This window comes from Vibrio sp. 10N.239.312.D08 (genome assembly GCF_041466145.1).
Classification (GTDB): domain Bacteria; phylum Pseudomonadota; class Gammaproteobacteria; order Enterobacterales; family Vibrionaceae; genus Vibrio; species Vibrio crassostreae_C.
On record NZ_JBFSSD010000013.1, the window covers coordinates 12,701 to 28,569 of the forward strand.

Annotated in this window: 13 protein-coding genes; 5 read left to right on the top strand and 8 right to left on the bottom strand. The window is 44.8% G+C overall.

Translation table 11 applies throughout. The features are described 5' to 3' along the window. Positions 1–52 precede the first annotated feature (52 nt). The 5 genes from phnR to AB6D58_RS09185 all read right to left on the bottom strand — a co-directional run bounded on the left by phnR (position 53) and on the right by AB6D58_RS09185 (position 6,461). Positions 53–757 (bottom strand): phosphonate utilization transcriptional regulator PhnR, encoded by a 705-nt coding sequence (phnR, locus tag AB6D58_RS09165; protein ID WP_372157074.1) that lies wholly within the window; start codon positions 755–757, stop codon positions 53–55. 67 nt (positions 758–824) lie between these two features. Then, positions 825–2,534: a putative 2-aminoethylphosphonate ABC transporter permease subunit gene (locus AB6D58_RS09170; RefSeq protein ID WP_372058053.1), complete on the bottom strand. Its 1,710-nt coding sequence runs from the start codon at positions 2,532–2,534 to the stop codon at positions 825–827. 21 nt (positions 2,535–2,555) lie between these two features. Next, positions 2,556–3,665 (bottom strand): putative 2-aminoethylphosphonate ABC transporter ATP-binding protein, encoded by a 1,110-nt coding sequence (locus AB6D58_RS09175; RefSeq protein WP_017067332.1) that lies wholly within the window; start codon positions 3,663–3,665, stop codon positions 2,556–2,558. A 227-nt stretch (positions 3,666–3,892) separates the two neighbouring features. Further along, entirely contained in the window at positions 3,893–5,314 is a 1,422-nt protein-coding gene (locus AB6D58_RS09180; protein ID WP_372157076.1) for an FAD-dependent oxidoreductase, read from the bottom strand. Between the two features lie 136 nt (positions 5,315–5,450). Next, positions 5,451–6,461, bottom strand: a complete 1,011-nt coding sequence (locus AB6D58_RS09185; RefSeq protein ID WP_065584565.1) for a putative 2-aminoethylphosphonate ABC transporter substrate-binding protein — start codon at positions 6,459–6,461, stop codon at positions 5,451–5,453. A gap of 367 nt (positions 6,462–6,828) precedes the next feature. Between AB6D58_RS09185 and phnW the strand changes: the two genes are divergently transcribed. The 4 genes from phnW to AB6D58_RS09205 all read left to right on the top strand — a co-directional run bounded on the left by phnW (position 6,829) and on the right by AB6D58_RS09205 (position 11,794). Next, the gene (gene phnW / locus AB6D58_RS09190; protein WP_372157078.1) at positions 6,829–7,932 is read left to right on the top strand and encodes a 2-aminoethylphosphonate--pyruvate transaminase; all 1,104 of its coding nucleotides are present in this window, start codon (positions 6,829–6,831) and stop codon (positions 7,930–7,932) included. Next, a complete protein-coding gene (locus AB6D58_RS09195) occupies positions 7,932–9,371 on the top strand; it encodes an aspartate aminotransferase family protein (RefSeq protein ID WP_372157080.1) in 1,440 nt (479 codons plus the stop codon). The genes phnW and AB6D58_RS09195 overlap by 1 nt, the downstream gene beginning before the upstream one ends. Positions 9,372–9,463: 92 nt before the next feature. Further along, a complete protein-coding gene (gene phnX / locus AB6D58_RS09200; RefSeq protein ID WP_372157082.1) occupies positions 9,464–10,282 on the top strand; it encodes a phosphonoacetaldehyde hydrolase in 819 nt (272 codons plus the stop codon). A 441-nt stretch (positions 10,283–10,723) separates the two neighbouring features. After that, a complete protein-coding gene (locus AB6D58_RS09205; protein WP_372157084.1) occupies positions 10,724–11,794 on the top strand; it encodes an OmpA family protein in 1,071 nt (356 codons plus the stop codon). 131 nt (positions 11,795–11,925) lie between these two features. Here AB6D58_RS09205 and AB6D58_RS09210 read toward each other — a convergent pair whose 3' ends face one another. Then, entirely contained in the window at positions 11,926–12,324 is a 399-nt protein-coding gene (locus AB6D58_RS09210) for an OsmC family protein (RefSeq protein WP_017068628.1), read from the bottom strand. A gap of 200 nt (positions 12,325–12,524) precedes the next feature. Here AB6D58_RS09210 and msrB point away from each other — a divergent pair, with 200 nt between their 5' ends. Continuing rightward, complete coding sequence (gene msrB / locus AB6D58_RS09215; RefSeq protein ID WP_017068629.1) at positions 12,525–13,667, top strand: peptide-methionine (R)-S-oxide reductase MsrB; 1,143 nt, start codon at positions 12,525–12,527, stop codon at positions 13,665–13,667. 98 nt (positions 13,668–13,765) lie between these two features. Here msrB and AB6D58_RS09220 read toward each other — a convergent pair whose 3' ends face one another. After that, positions 13,766–15,133: a TrkH family potassium uptake protein gene (locus AB6D58_RS09220; RefSeq protein ID WP_372157086.1), complete on the bottom strand. Its 1,368-nt coding sequence runs from the start codon at positions 15,131–15,133 to the stop codon at positions 13,766–13,768. A 19-nt stretch (positions 15,134–15,152) separates the two neighbouring features. Then, the gene (locus tag AB6D58_RS09225; RefSeq protein WP_017065605.1) at positions 15,153–15,809 is read right to left on the bottom strand and encodes a TrkA family potassium uptake protein; all 657 of its coding nucleotides are present in this window, start codon (positions 15,807–15,809) and stop codon (positions 15,153–15,155) included. Between the last annotated feature and the right edge of the window lie 60 nt (positions 15,810–15,869).

A 15,869-nucleotide genomic window follows, 5' to 3' on the forward strand; every position in this document is an offset into this window, starting at 1 on the left:
TCAATTGGGCAATCCTGCATAATTGCAGATATGCTAACGTTCTAACGTATGACTAGCGCTCTAGCTGCGCGATTGACTCAATACTGATCGCGTCATGACGCCAATACTCAATATCACAGTCAATCAGATCGCCGTTTTGATTGTAGTTAACACGCTCAACAACCATTGCAGGTGAGCCAGAAGTCGCACGCAGGGCTTGCGCTGTCTCGCCAAGTAAAGACGTTGTGCTCACTCGGTAACGGATCTTCTGATACACCACACCAAAGTGTTCGCGGTAGATGTCCGTCAACGATTTAGACAAGTCATAATCAAGCAAGTTAGGGAACAACTCTGGTCGAATGTAGTTGGTCACATACACAACCGGCCTATCTTCAAGATAACGAACTCTGTCTACTCGATAAACGTCCGAGAAAGGTTGCAGCTCAAGAAGCCTAGTTGCTTCCTTGGTCGCTAAAATGCCTTTCGCCGCCACCAACTCTGTTTTCGGCTTACGATTCTGCGACAAAGCCATATTCGTGAAGTTCAGCGTTTGTGTTGGATCGTAGCGCAGTGGCGCTGGAGAGATAAACCAACCACGTCGGTCTTCTCGATAAATTCGTCCTTCCGCTTCAAGTGAAGACAAGGCTTCACGTAACGTAACTCGTGTTGTATCAAACGATTCAGCCAGTTTGCGCTCCGCAGGCAGCTTCTGTCGTGGTGTTAACATCCCCGACTCTATCTGCTCTACGATGACATCTTTGATTTTTACGTACTGCACTTCATTTCCTTTCATTCTTGTTCTTGTCGTCAGCCACTCCTTGGCCAACTGCAATATAAGTGGTTCGCTAGCGTTTACGCCAAGCTTGGGTGCGCTTATCGAATAACTTGTTGATTAGCATATGAATCAACTTCGCACTCGCTGCAGATATCATGATCATCACCGCCATCGCTGCTGCTGCACCGGTTTGACCTGCATCGTCCATATTCAGTACTGATACTGACGCTGGAATCGTATTGGTAGAATACAAGAATACTACCGCAGATGTCGTGGTAAGTGCATTAATAAACAGGTATGTCGCAATATCTAAAATCGCCGGCAGACAAACAGGTAACGTCACCTTAAAGAACAGCTTGTATTGCGGTAAGTTTACCGAAGCCGCTGTTGCTTCAATTTCGGAAGGCAGTTGTTTCAATGCCGTTAACGCCGTCATGTGCCCTACCGTGTAGTAGTGAACCACGGTATTAATCACCAAGAACGCCATCGTGCCATACAAGAAGTTAAGTGGGTTACTCAAATCATTGAAGTAGAAGATATAACCCAAACCCAGCACCATACCCGGAACGGCCATCGGAACAACGCTGAGCATTTGCATCGCTTGACGAACAGGACCGAAGGCGCGACCTTTCTCAATGCAGTATGCACCTAAGAAAATCAGAACAGTACCAATAACCGCAGTCCAAGCACCAAGCGTTAAGGAGTTGAAGAATGGCGCCCAACCATAAGTACTCATTTCTGCGAAGTTGTAGTTGTTTAGCGTCAGCGCTTTGTTCCAAGGCCAGAAGGTGACCATCGAACCGTATATCGCCATGCCCAACACAATAACCACAGCAGCAGAGATGATGGTGCAATAAAGGAAACATAAGCCATCACGTAGTGAACTAGGTTCAGGTTGGTACGCGACAGAACGAGTATCAAACAAGCTCTTTTGTTTCTTTTGAACCCAGCGGTCAACGGTAAACGCAAGCAACGCAGGTAATAGCAGCAAGATACTGGTTACTGCACCCATAGAGAAGTTCTGTTGACCAACCACCTGCTTAAAGATGTCAGTCGATAACACGTTGTAGCTACCACCTATCACCTTTGGCACACCAAAGTCACAAACCACCAGCGTAAACACAACGATCAGGGTACTGATCAAGCCGTATTTTGCCGCAGGTAACGTCACCATAAAGAAAGTTTTTAACGATGAAGTATTGAGTGCACGTGCTGCCTCATAAAGGCGAGCGTCAGAGGTTCTTAATGAGGTGGTCAGAATCATCAAGGCGTGTGGAAACGTCCAAAATATCAAGCCCAGTGAGATACCAATCAAACCATAAACCGAGTTGCCCCCCAAGACTTCTTTAGCGATACCTTGGTTACCAAATAAGAAGATAAGACTGATTGCAGGAAGCAGTGACGGAGCAAGAATAGGCGCAGAACCCAGTACTTGAAAAAGCCCCTTAAAAGGCATGCATGAACGAGTTAGCGCATAGGCATAACCAAACGCCAAGACACCCACGACTACGGTCACTAGCAATCCAAGCGTGAAGGTATTGCCTACCGACTGCCACAGGCTTTGAGACGCAAAATACGTAGCGAAATTCTGTAAACCTACAAATTCACCGTCTGCGTTCTGAACACTCTTTTTCAACATTGCCCACAGTGGCATCAGGATAAACAACGTCATGACCACAGACAAAAAGGCCAACAGCCCAAATAGAATTACGTTGTCTTTGCTTAACCGAGCCAGAAAAGGTTGTACTCGTCGTTGAATTAGCAGCTTAGATTGCATCATTTGAGTCGATTCCATGATTGATTACGCCGCCTCGTCTTTCATCACTTGCAGGCTTTTCGATGAGTAAGCTCTAAGGCCTTCTTGATCAAACGCCACGTAACGAATATCACTGCGACGCAGCTTCAATCGATTGAACTCTTTGACGGGTACATCAACGATGATCTCTTTCGCCGTTGAGTCATGTTGCAATTGACACTCAACACGATAAAACGCCCCTAAGAATTCGCTTGATACGATTCTCACTGGCAAGGATTCACTAAAACGATCAACAAACTGGATTTGCTCTGGACGAACGGCAATATCAAAAACATCACCCAGATTTGGCGTGAGATTATCTAAGCCAGGTAACGGCAGCATTGACTCAGCAATACGCATCTTGCCTTGAGCCGCAACAGAAGCTTGAATAAAGTTCATGCTACCAACAAACTCAGCCACAAAACGACTGACAGGTTTTTGGTAGATCTCTTGAGGAGCACCGACCTGCTCGATAACACCATGATTCATCACGACAATACGATCTGCCATCGTTAACGCTTCATCTTGGTCGTGCGTCACCATAATAGTGGTGATACCCAATTTGCGTTGCAGTTGGCAGATCTCATCACGTAGGTGTGTTCTTACCTTCGCATCCAACGCAGAAAGCGGTTCATCGAGTAGCAACAAGCCTGGAGACAAGGCTAATGCGCGAGCCAGAGCAACACGCTGCTGCTGTCCACCAGATAGCTGATTTGGAAATTTCTGACCAGACGTTGGTAAGCCAATGGTCTCTAACCAAGACTCAACCGTCTCAAGGGCTTCTTTGGTCGACATGCCTTGGTTTTTCAGACCAATCGCAATGTTTTCTTCTACAGTGAGATTTGGAAACAAAGCGTAAGATTGGAACACGATGCCAAAGTCGCGCTTTTCTGGTGGCAAGAAGGTCGTATCATTACCGTTCTGCTCAATGGAACCTGAAGTTGGCAAGTCTAGACCTGCAATCGCACGTAATAAGGTGGTTTTTCCACAGCCGGACGGGCCAAGAAAACAGACGAACTCGCCTTTATCTATCGATAGGGAGATGTCTTTTAACGCTGTAAATTGGCCAAATTGCTTTACAACGTTTTCAATATTCAAATAAGTTTGGTTGCTCATACTACAGCACTCTCTATATGGTATATACCAAATTTAAACTGAGAATATTGCAGTTGAGTGACAAATTTATAGAAGCTAAATGACAGTTATATTGCAGATATAATAAGCATTAAAGATTGCTATTTGTTCAGAATTAAAAGTTCGTTCAACGTTGAAAGCCCTCAGTGACTTGCCCATAAATCACTGAGAGCCTAAATGTAAACTTCTAATTTAAACGCTAGATTAATCTATGATTCAACCTTGTCGGCTTTACCCGCCGCACCTGCGAGTTTGGATAACTGTTTATCTAGCCACAATGGCTTGCTACCCGAATCTTCCGCGTTCTCTTTTCTTCGTACCGCATCACGCACCATCATCGCACCTACCCAACGAAATGGCTCTGGCGGGAAGTGTCCTAATGGGCCTTTGGTTAAACCACTTCGTGTCCATGCATTGTCGATATCGAGTACCATTGCTGACAAAATTTTTCCGCCCATACGGGTTTGAGCAACGCCATTGCCTGAATAACCAAGCCCATAATAGATGTTGCCTTGGCCTTTTAGATTACCGAAAAATGGCAGACCGGTGACCGAACGATCTGAGCCTCCTGACCAGTTGTAATCGAATTCAATTTGTTCCAATTTAGGGAACAGTTTTTGAAACGATTGATTGAGAATCGGCAGGTAGTTGGTCGTTTGGTTAAACATGCTTTCAACTTGATTGGCAAACGAGAACTTATTACCGCCTTTGCCCAACATGAGTCGTCCGTCCTGGGTATCTCGGTAATAGTGGACAAAGATACGCGAATCTACCACCGCAGCCCCTTTCTCTGGACCAAACTGCTTGAGCTTTTCAGGAATAGGCTTGGTCACCACCATATCGGAAGAGACAACCACTATGCTGCGTTTGAACTCTTTAAAGTGATCGAGCATCCACGCATTGAGCGCTAAGATCACTTTATCGGAAGTTATCGTCCCACCCTTAGTTTGGACGCGAACTGGTGAGCCGTAATCAAGAGAAGTCATTTCTGTATTTTCGTAAATTTCGACACCCAATTCGATCGCAACGCGGCGTAAGCCTCTCGCCAATAACGCTGGCTGCACACTACCCGCAGCTTCTGAGTAGTAACCCTCAATGTGGCGATCAGATCCCGCTTTATCAGCCAAAGAATTGTCGCACTTCTTCCAGCTATTGATACCCTGCTTAACAAGCTCATTAACAACAGGCTCCATTCCACCCTTTTGGGCTTCATTAGTCGCCGTGTAGTAAGTACCGCTTCGATATAGATGCGCGTCAATCTTGTGTTCGTTACAGAAGGCTTCGATCTCGTATATAACCTTTTCCGACTCCTTAACCAACCATTTCGCTTGTTCTTTTCCATAGAGCTTTTTCAGCGTCGGATACTTAGTTGACCACGTCAGCATGCAACCGCCGTTCGCACTAGAAGCACCGCTACCACATAGGCCTTTTTCAATCACGACAACATGCTTTTCTGGTTGCTGTTGTTTGATTAAAATCGCCGTCCATAAACCCGTATAGCCACCGCCAACAATGGCGATATCACAGTTGACGTCTTTTTGGAGCGGCTTAGCCGAATCTAGCCCCGCATGGATGTTGCCAAACTCTTGTTCCAACGCTTGCTTGAACCAATATGAGTAGTGCTTTGTCATTTGTTGTACCTTACTTAAAACCTAAAGGCGTAAAACTAAAAAAGGAAGACCGAAGCCTTCCTTTACTGATTTCTAACTTCTAATGAACTAAACAGTTAAATAGCTAAATAGTTAATTAACTGAGTAGCTCGATAGATTAAGATTTTGGCTCTGATTTAGCGTCAAACTTGTCAGACCATGTTTTAAGAACGTCTGCACGTTCACTGCCCATGCGAGCGAAGTCCATTTTTGCCATGTTCTTTTCTACATTAGGGAAGTTCTCTGCTTTGCCTGTCACATCTTGGTGACCAACAACTGGGTACATTTCGATGTAAAGCTCGTTTGCCGCTTTAGAAATAGACCAATCGATAACACGTTGTGCTGCATCAGAAGGCTTAACAAGGCCTACCGCTTCCGATTCCCAACCGATGCCTTCAGGCGTAATAACTGAAAGTGGAGCGCCTTGAGTTTTCAGCTTAGCGCCACGGCTCGCCATAGAAATACCGATAGCGACTTCACCCATGCCCGCTTGAACACATGGCTTAGAACCAGAGTGTGTGTAGTGAGCAATGTTTTGATCTAGCTTCTGCATGTAGTTCCAACCTTGGTCTTCACCCATGTTTTGTAACCAAGCCGAAACCTGCATGTAGCCCGTACCAGAAGATGCTGGGTTTGGCATAGCAATGTGGCCCTTGTAGATAGGCTTCGTTAGGTCATCCCAAGACTTAGGTGCCGGTAGGTTCAATTGCTTAGCCACCACTTCGTTAAAGCAAACTGCATTGAAGAATGCGTCATTGCCATACCAAGCTTGAGTAGATTGTGGATCGTTGAGGTTTGAACGCAGAGCTTCTACACCTTGAGGAGTGTAAGGCTTGAGAATGCCCTCTTCTTTAAGCAGTGCCATTGAAGAACCAGCAAGTCCCCAAACTACTTCTGCACGAGGGTTGTTTTTCTCAGCCAATAATTTTGCCGTCATGATCCCAGTAGAATCACGCACCCATTTGATGTTGATGTCTGGGTTTTCACTTTCAAATGCGTTTTTGTACTTCGCTAAAATGTCAGTTTCAAAAGCGGTGTAAACCGTCACTTCCTGTGCTGCATAAGCATTACCAGCTAATAGAGTAACTAATGCTGCAAGTGATCCTTTCATAAAACGGTTTTTCATCATTTTCTCCAGTCAGGCCCAACTCTAGAGTGAGAAGTTGCCAAAATTAAAAATTGCCAAAGTTAAAGTTGTTAAAGCTAGAAGCCCTATCGAGAGGCACCTATATTCAAAAATTCATTCCAGTTGTTGGCACACACCCCTCCCACTGGTATGTACCAGATTTCGATTATTAAGCTAACTGGCTTTTGTGACGATTAAATGAACGAAAAATGGCAATTTAAAGATCGAAAACTTTCTCAAGACAAGTGACCATTTTTAATATGAAGCTTTTGTGAAAATGATGTTTGGGCTATTTACGACCGTTTAAATTGGTTGTTAAAGTAACTCTAAATATTGGTATAGTCCAAAATTGAAATCACGAGAGTTGAACATGAGAAACGAATACTTACTGCTGACACCGGGCCCTTTATCTACTTCTGAAACCGTTCGCCAAGCGATGTTAAAAGATTGGTGTACTTGGGATGATGAATACAACAAAGACGTTGTTGAAGTGATTCGTAGCAAGCTAGTGACTTTAGCGACTAAGCAAGCGGGATATACAAGCGTATTAATGCAAGGTAGCGGCACCGCTTCGGTAGAAGCAACAATCGGTAGCGTTATCTCTAACAACGGTAAGCTTCTTGTTGTTGATAACGGTGCGTACGGCGCTCGTATTGCTCAAATCGCAGAATACTTAAACATTCCATGCCATGTCGTTTCCCCAGGTGAAACATCACAGCCTGACTTGAACGAAATGGAAACGGCATTGGCCATGGATTCAGACATTACTCACGTTGCGATTGTGCACTGTGAAACCACGACAGGCATGCTGAATCCAATTGAAGACATTGCCAAATTGGCAAAACAGCACAACAAAACCGTCATTCTCGATGCAATGTCGAGCTTTGGTGGCATCCCTATGGATATCGCTGACTTAGGTATCGATTACATGATCAGCTCGGCAAACAAGTGTATTCAAGGTGTACCTGGATTCGGCTTTGTTATTGCGAAGCAATCGGAACTGGAAAAATGCAAAGGCCAAGCTCGCTCATTAAGCCTTGACCTGTTTGACCAGTGGCACTGCATGGAAAGCAACCATGGTAAATGGCGCTTCACCTCTCCGACTCATACAGTGCGCGCTTTCTACCAAGCTCTACTTGAATTGGAACAAGAAGGCGGCATCGAAGCTCGTCATAGTCGCTACCAAACCAACCAAACCACATTGGTTGCAGGTATGCGTTCTCTTGGTTTTGAACCACTGCTTAATGATGACCTTCATTCACCTATCATCACCTCTTTCTATTCTCCAACTCATAGCGATTACCAATTCAAGGAATTCTATGACCGTTTGAAAGAGCAAGGGTTTGTGATTTACCCGGGCAAGGTTTCAAACGCAGACTGCTTCCGAATCGGTAACATTGGTGAAGTGTATCCGTCAGACATTGAAGCTCTCATTAGCGCAGTGAAAAACGCTATGTACTGGGACATCAAATAATGACGACGACCAATCCAGAGCCAGTTCTAAAGGCCACACACTTTCGAAGCGAAGGCGATGTGAACACAACGCCAGCACGCGAAAAATGGAACGAGTCGCTAAACGATGATGCGACTCAAGTAATGTTAAAGCGTGATGCTGACGTGTTTCTTCATCAAGCCATGTCAACGCCTTGCCTAGACACACTTGAAGCAGCCGAAGGCATTTACATTCAAGATGCGACTGGCAAAAAGTACATGGACTTTCATGGCAATAATGTCCATCAACTAGGTTATGGTCACCCTCACATCATTCATAAAGTGACTCAGCAAATGGCGTCATTGCCGTTTTCACCACGTCGCTTTACCAATGAAACAGCCGTTCAATGCGCTGAAAAGCTGACACAGATCTGCGGTGGTGAGTTGAACCGCGTGTTGTTTGCACCGGGTGGTACTTCGGTTATCGGCATGGCACTCAAACTGGCTCGACATGTCACCAACAACTTCAAGGTCGTTTCACTGTGGGACTCATTCCATGGCGCGTCACTGGACGCAGTTTCAGTGGGTGGTGAAGCTTGTTTCCGCGAAGGCATGGGCCCGTTAATGGCTGGCGTAGAACGTATTCCACCAGCCGTTTCTTATCGTGGCGCTTTCCCGCTTAATGACTCTTTATCGCTTCGCGGGCAAAACTCCGGCGATGCGAACGAGACCACATGTGATGTGCGTTATGCGGATTACCTAGAGTACGTGATTGAAAAAGAAGGCGGTATTGGAACCTTCATTGCAGAAGCGGTTCGTAGCACAGACGTTCAAGTGCCAAGTAAGGCTTATTGGAAGCGCATTCGTGAGATCTGTGACAAACACAACGTCATATTGATCATTGACGACATCCCAAATGGCATGGGTCGTAGCGGCGAATGGTTTACACACCAAGCGTTTGATATCGAACCTGACATTCTTTGTATCGGTAAAGGTTTTGGCGGAGGCTTAGTACCAATCGCAGCCATGATCACTAAAGACAAATACAACACGGCAGCGCAAGTATCTCTTGGTCACTACACCCACGAAAAAAGCCCTATCGGTTGCGCGGCGGCACTGGCTACGATGGAAGTGATTGAGCAAGAAAATCTACTTGAAAAAGTGCAAGCAGACAGCGCATTCGTGCGTGAACAACTGCTTCAAATGAAAGAGAAATACCCAGTCATTGGTGACATTCGCGGCATCGGCCTGCTCTGGGGAGTGGAATTGGTCACTGACCATATCACCAAAAACCGAGCGTTCGATGAAGCAGAAGCAGTACTTTACCAATGTCTGAACGATGGCCTGAGCTTTAAGGTGTCACAAGGTAACGTGATTCAATTAAGCCCGCCATTGATCATCAGTCGCAGCGAGCTAGAAGTCGCTCTGTCTGTATTCGAAAAAGCGATAGCCAAAGTCTGCAAAGATTTTGAATACCTTTAATTCTCGAAATCAACATTTAAACCAATAACCTTAAACAACCATTTGTTTCCCAGAACTTTGAACTGGGAGTGACACAAAAATAGGACACTATTATGAACACGACATCACCTATCCAAGCGGTTATCTTTGACTGGGCCGGCACTATCGTTGATTTTGGGTCGTTTGCTCCAACTAGCATCTTCGTTGAAGCATTCAAACAAGGTTTCGACTTTGACATCGACTTAGCTGAAGCGCGTGAACCTATGGGGATCGGCAAATGGGACCACATCCAAGCAGTGGGTCGAATTCCAGCTGTTGACGCTCGTTGGAAGGCTCAGTTCAGACGCTCCATGACAAGTGAAGACGTTGACGCGATCTACGCGGCATTCATGCCTCTTCAAAAAGCGAAAATAGCCGATCACGCAGCACCTATTTTGAATGCGATAGAAGTGGTCAATAACCTAAAAGAGAAGAACGTGAAGATCGGGTCTTGTTCAGGTTACCCACGTGAAGTGATGGATGTTTTAATTCCTGCTGCTGCAGATTACGGTTACCGACCAGATAACGTGGTAGCGACCGATGACTTACCTCAAGGTGGTCGCCCTGCTCCATTTATGGCACTGAAAAACGTAATCGATCTAGGTGTAACTAGCGTTGCTGCGTGTGTAAAAGTAGACGACGCAGCACCGGGGATCGATGAGGGTCACAACGCAGGCATGTGGACAGTTGGACTTGTATTATCGGGGAACGAAGCAGGCTTAACGTATCAAGAATATTTAGATGCAGACGAGACAACACTTGCAGCTGCACGTGAAAAAGCAAGCGTTAAGCTAAACAAATCAAACCCACACTACCTAATCGATACCATTGCAGACCTACCAGGTGTCATTGCAGATATTGAAAAACGTTTGTTAGCTGGTGAGCGTCCGTAAACAAAGTCGAGCTATTACGTGATGTAAAACGTGAAAATACCGCTATAGCTTCAATTCAAATCCCTATCCAATCATGTACTCATTCGAGTTATACATATTGGGTGGGGATTTTTGTTTTATAAGCATGATAAAGCGCAAGTTTTTTACTTATTCCCCTCAGAGTCACTGGAAAATAGACGAGGCTAGGCTATAGCTTAAACATAAACATATACATTCCAACAAATGATAAAACCAACAATAAAGGCATCTTAAATATATAATATTTAACAATTTCATTGACTCCAATACGCAATCAGATTAACAATATAAGTACTGAGAAAGAAACAGGTTCACCTGAACCAACACCTTGATTTACTTATTATAAGCAGTGTCGTAACCCAATAAGTGATCGTTTTACTGGTAAGTTCAGATAAAAATAAGAGTTAATCCAAGGAAAAAATTATGAAAAAACTGTCAAAAATCATGTGTGCTGTTGTAGCCGCTTCAGGCCTAGCAGCAGCGCCTTCTATTGCTGCAACGACTTACGTGGGTGCAAAAGTGGGCGTGGGCTGGCTAGACAGCGCATGCGTAAGCGGTGAAAAGTGTGATGATGATGCAATTGGTGCAGGCATCTACTCTGGCTACAATTTTAATGACAAGTTTGGTATTGAGCTAAGCTCAGACTTCCTTGGCGACTACAAGACAAGCTTTTCAAAGAACGGCACAACAGCTGCGTTCAGCGATCCACTAATCGCAATCTCACTAACGCCAATGTACCGCCTTCCAGTACAGCAAGAGTTTGACGTATTCTTCAAAGCAGGTCCTGCTTACATCTCGCACGGTGGTGAAGATGACGTTGTACTTTCTGCTGGTATCGGTGTAGAGAAGCAACTTTCTTCTGATTGGGCACTACGCGTTGAGTACCAATACTTTGATGACTTCGACGACAACTACGTTCAAGACCTAAACTCAAACCTACTGTCTGTTGGTGTTAGCTACAACTTCGGTACTGGTAACACAACTGCATCAGCGGCGGCAGCAGCAGCTTCTGCGGCAGCAGTGACTCAAGCGCCATCTGAGCCAATCACAGAACCAGCAGTTGTTGTTGAAGAGAAGACAACCGTGGTTGTTACTAAAGCGCAAACTGAGAGCTTCTCTCAAGGTATGTTTGAGACAAACAGTACTGAACTGTCTACAGATGGCAAAATTGCATTAATGCCATTAGTTGAAGTACTTAAAGCTCACCCTCAATCAACAGTTGATGTTGTTGGTCACACAGACTCAACAGGCGCAGCTGAATACAACATGATGATCTCTAAGAAGCGTGCAGCAGCTGTAGCGGCATACATCGAAGAGCAAGGCATTGAAGCAGACCGAATTACAGCGTCAGGTGAAGGCGAAGAGAATCCAATCGCATCAAACGATACAGCAGAAGGCCGTGCTCAAAACCGTCGTGTTGACGCAACGATCCCTGGTTTCGAATACCAAGAAGAAGTACAAGTTGAAGAAGTTATCGTAGAAACTGCTGAATAACAGCACTCTACCTTAGCCGAAATAATAAGGGCGGAGCACTCAAAGTGCTCCGCCCTTTTCTGTATCTGTCTTTACTAATAAGCCGTAAGCCGAAAAGTACCGGCCCCAAGCTAGGCTGTACAAACCGAAAACTAAACGATTTCCCAGCTGTGAGTCATTTCTACGCCAGCACCTAACATTAGACATACTGAACAGTATTTTTCTAACGAATCAGCACATACTTTAGCCACTAACTCAGGATCTAGGTTGTCACCAGACACTTCAAAGTGAATGTTAATCACAGTAAAGATTTTTGGTGCTGTTTCACGACGTGTCGTTTCAAGTTTTGCATTACAGCCTGTGATGTTCTGGCCTGCAGATTTCAAACCATCGACGACATCAACAGAGCTACAACCACCAGCGGCCATAAGGACCATTTCCATTGGGCTTGGCGCGGTTGCACCACCACTGCCATCCATTACTACAGAGTGGCCAGATTGAGATTGACCTAGGAATTTAAAGCCTTCGACCCATTTAACTTCTGCTTGCATGTTGTTCCTTAGATGTACGATAACCGCCATCGCTGTCTATTATTGGATATCAATACTGACACCCTACTACTGGCGGCATTTATGAGCAAGATTTTCTCGGCGACATATTTTTTTGTGAATGATGCAATTTTTTCCATCTAAAACCTGTCTCTATTCGTACATTCAAAATCGAATGAGAAGAACGTCAAGATGAGGTATCTATGAATAAATTATCTAAAATATTGGTATCACTCGTGGTTGCGCTACCACTGATTTCGCTGTTTGTAAGCCAGACTGGCACTGCCAATACAATGGATAAAACGGCTAATTCAGGTAAAAGTGAAATCGCGACACTGGCTGGTGGCTGTTTTTGGTGTACGGAGTCCGATCTAGAGAAGCTAAAAGGTGTAACCGACGTTATCTCTGGATACTCTGGTGGTGAACTGGAAAACCCAACCTACAAACAGGTCTCTTCGGGTAAGTCAGGTCACATCGAAGTGATCAACGTGACCTATAACCCTGATGTGGTTAGCTACGAACAGGTTCTTGACCAATTCTTCCGACACATCGACCCAACCGATGACAAAGGTTCTTTTGTAGACCGAGGCCGTCATTATCGACCAGCTATTTTCTATCATAACCAAGCACAAAAAGATGTTGCTCAGAACTTCATGATGGAAATCGACAAAGCTAATATCTTTGGTGAACCACTAAAAACAGAACTGATTGAATTTGAAAAATTCTGGCCAGCGGAAGACTATCACCAAGACTATTACAAGAAGAGTAAAGTTCGTTATAACTACTACCGCTATGCTTCTGGCCGCGATCAGTACCTAGATAAAATCTTCGGTGATGATAGAAAGGACAACCCTAAAACACTACGTCAGATCATCGACAGTAAGAATGCGACAGCGAATGCTAAAACATACGTAAAACCGTCTGATGCAGAGATCAAAGCGAAGCTTACAGCACTTCAATACGATGTAACGCAAGAAGACGCTACTGAGCGCCCATTTGACAACAAATACTGGGATAACAAAGAGGAAGGTATTTATGTTGATATCGTTACCGGTGAGCCTTTGTTCTCATCAAAAGACAAATACAAATCAGGTACGGGTTGGCCGAGCTTCACCCAACCAATCAGCGAAGCTTATGTCGTTACAACTACTGACTACAAGCTGCTTTACCCAAGAACAGAGGTTCGAAGTAAGTTTGGCGATTCCCACCTAGGGCATGTATTCAAAGATGGTCCAAAACCAACAGGGTTACGTTACTGCATGAACTCAGCCGCAATGCGCTTTATCCCTGCGGATAAATTAGCAGAAGAAGGCTATGAGGAATACGTTGAGATGTTTGAGGGATAGGCATTCAGCAATTAACGATCAGCCTATGACAACAAAGCCAGCATATCGCTGGCTTTGTTTTTATTTGCAGAGCTTTATTTATCAGCCCATGGACCTAATTAACCCGTTAACACCGTGTCTTCAGGGTATTTCAACAAGGAAGGTTCTGGGCGAGCTAGCATATAAGCCAAGGTCAGGGGGCCGATACGTCCAATCACCATAACCACAATCATGATGTATTTACCTGGCTCAGTCAGGTTTACGGTTAAGCCAGCTGTTAAACCAACCGTTGCAAAGGCAGAAATCACCTCAAACATGACTCGATCAAACGCTGCCTTTTCAGTAAGCATTAACAAAAACATCGCGGTGGTTAATAACGCCCCACTTACCACAATAATGGCCAATGACTTTGTTACCGCTTGCCAAGTCACAGTGCGCTTAAACATCACCACGTGCTTTTTCTGACGGAGGAAGGTCCACGTTGCGACAAAGGCTACTGCAAAGGTCGAAACCTTAATACCACCACCTGTTGAGGTAGAACCTGCACCAATCAACATCAGTACAATCATTACCAGCAACGCAGGCTGTGTGTACTGAGACAAATCCACACTATTAAAGCCAGCAGTACGAGCACTTGCCGACTGAAAAAATGCGGCTAGCCACTGTCCTTGAGTCGATAACCCTTCCATGGTTGCTGAGTTATTTCTTTCTAGCAGCCAGAACAATACCGTACCTACCAACAATAGAGTCGGAGTGGCGGTTAGCATAATCTTGGTGTGTAAATGAAGATGTCGAAAACCTTTACGCCAGTTACTCGATAGGTCGCCGACGACTGTGAAGCCTAGCCCACCGAAAATAAACAAGCCAGCTAAGGTGAAGATCACCAGCGGATCATCAACAAAACTCATCATACTGTCTGAAAACAGTGCAAAACCTGCGTTATTGAATGCAGATATCGCATGAAATAGTGCATAAAAACTGCCCGTTGACCATCCCATCTCAGGTACCCAGCGGAAGCAGAGCAATACAAAACCGATAAATTCAGCCACTAATGCAAAGATGATGATCTTCTTAACCAATTTACGAAGGTTAATCTTACGATCTTGGCCAAGCGCTTCTTTCGCTAGTGCTTGTTGTTTAAGGCTTAACCTAACACCGAACATGTAAAGCAGTACCGCAGATAGAGTCATCTGCCCTAACCCGCCGACTTGCATCAAGAACATCAGTAAGATTTTACCCGCCAAGGTGAAATGCTCACCGGTATCGACAACACCTAATCCTGTCACACTGATCGCCGAGGTTGCTGTAAACAGTGCATCCGTAAAACTTAGGCCTGTCACAGAGAATACAGGCATCGTCAACAATATTGCAGAGGGGATAAGTACGCCTAAGAAGCTCGTAAGGATAATCTTAGGTTCAGAGCCTTTACGTGGCTTTTTATCACTCTTAAGCGTGTAGAAAGTACCTTTTCGTTTTAACGAATTCATACTGTTACCTTATTGCCAATTACCAATTGCGTAGCTTTCTAGATAAGGTCTCTTTCGGCCCAGCGATGATCACCACATCCCCAATTTCTAAACTCACATCCAGTTCTGGAGCTTTAGTTAGGTTCGGTCCTCGCTTGAAGCCAAGTACTTCAACACCATTTTCTTTACACAGCTTAAGGTCGCCAAGTTTCTTACCCAACAAATTAGAACCAATAACAATCTCCGTCATCGCTAAACCGCTGCCAAGATCGATAAACTCAAGAACGCGTCTATCCAACATTTTACGCGCAACACGAATGCCCATATCTCGTTCAGGCATGATGATATGGTCAGCACCAATCTTAGAGAGAATCTTGCCGTGAAACTTATCGTTCGCCTTTACCCAAACAGCTTTTGCGCCTGACTCTTTTACCACCAGAGTAGTCAGAATACTGGAATTAACATCAGAGCCAATCGACACCATCACCATGTCGTAATCGTCGAGTCTTAACTCTTTAACTGTCTCCTCGCTTGTACAGTTCGCAACAATCGCTTGTGAAACAAAAGCCGCCGCTTCTTTCACTCGCTCTTCATCAATATCGACGGCCAGTACCTGTGCCCCTGAACTTTGTAGCTCTTTGCAAACAGACAGACCAAATCGCCCTAAACCGATAACTGCATATTGTTTGTCGCTCATTTGAAATCCTGTTTAGAAATTTTAATTACACGGGATAGCCAAACCTACATTAGTTTCTAT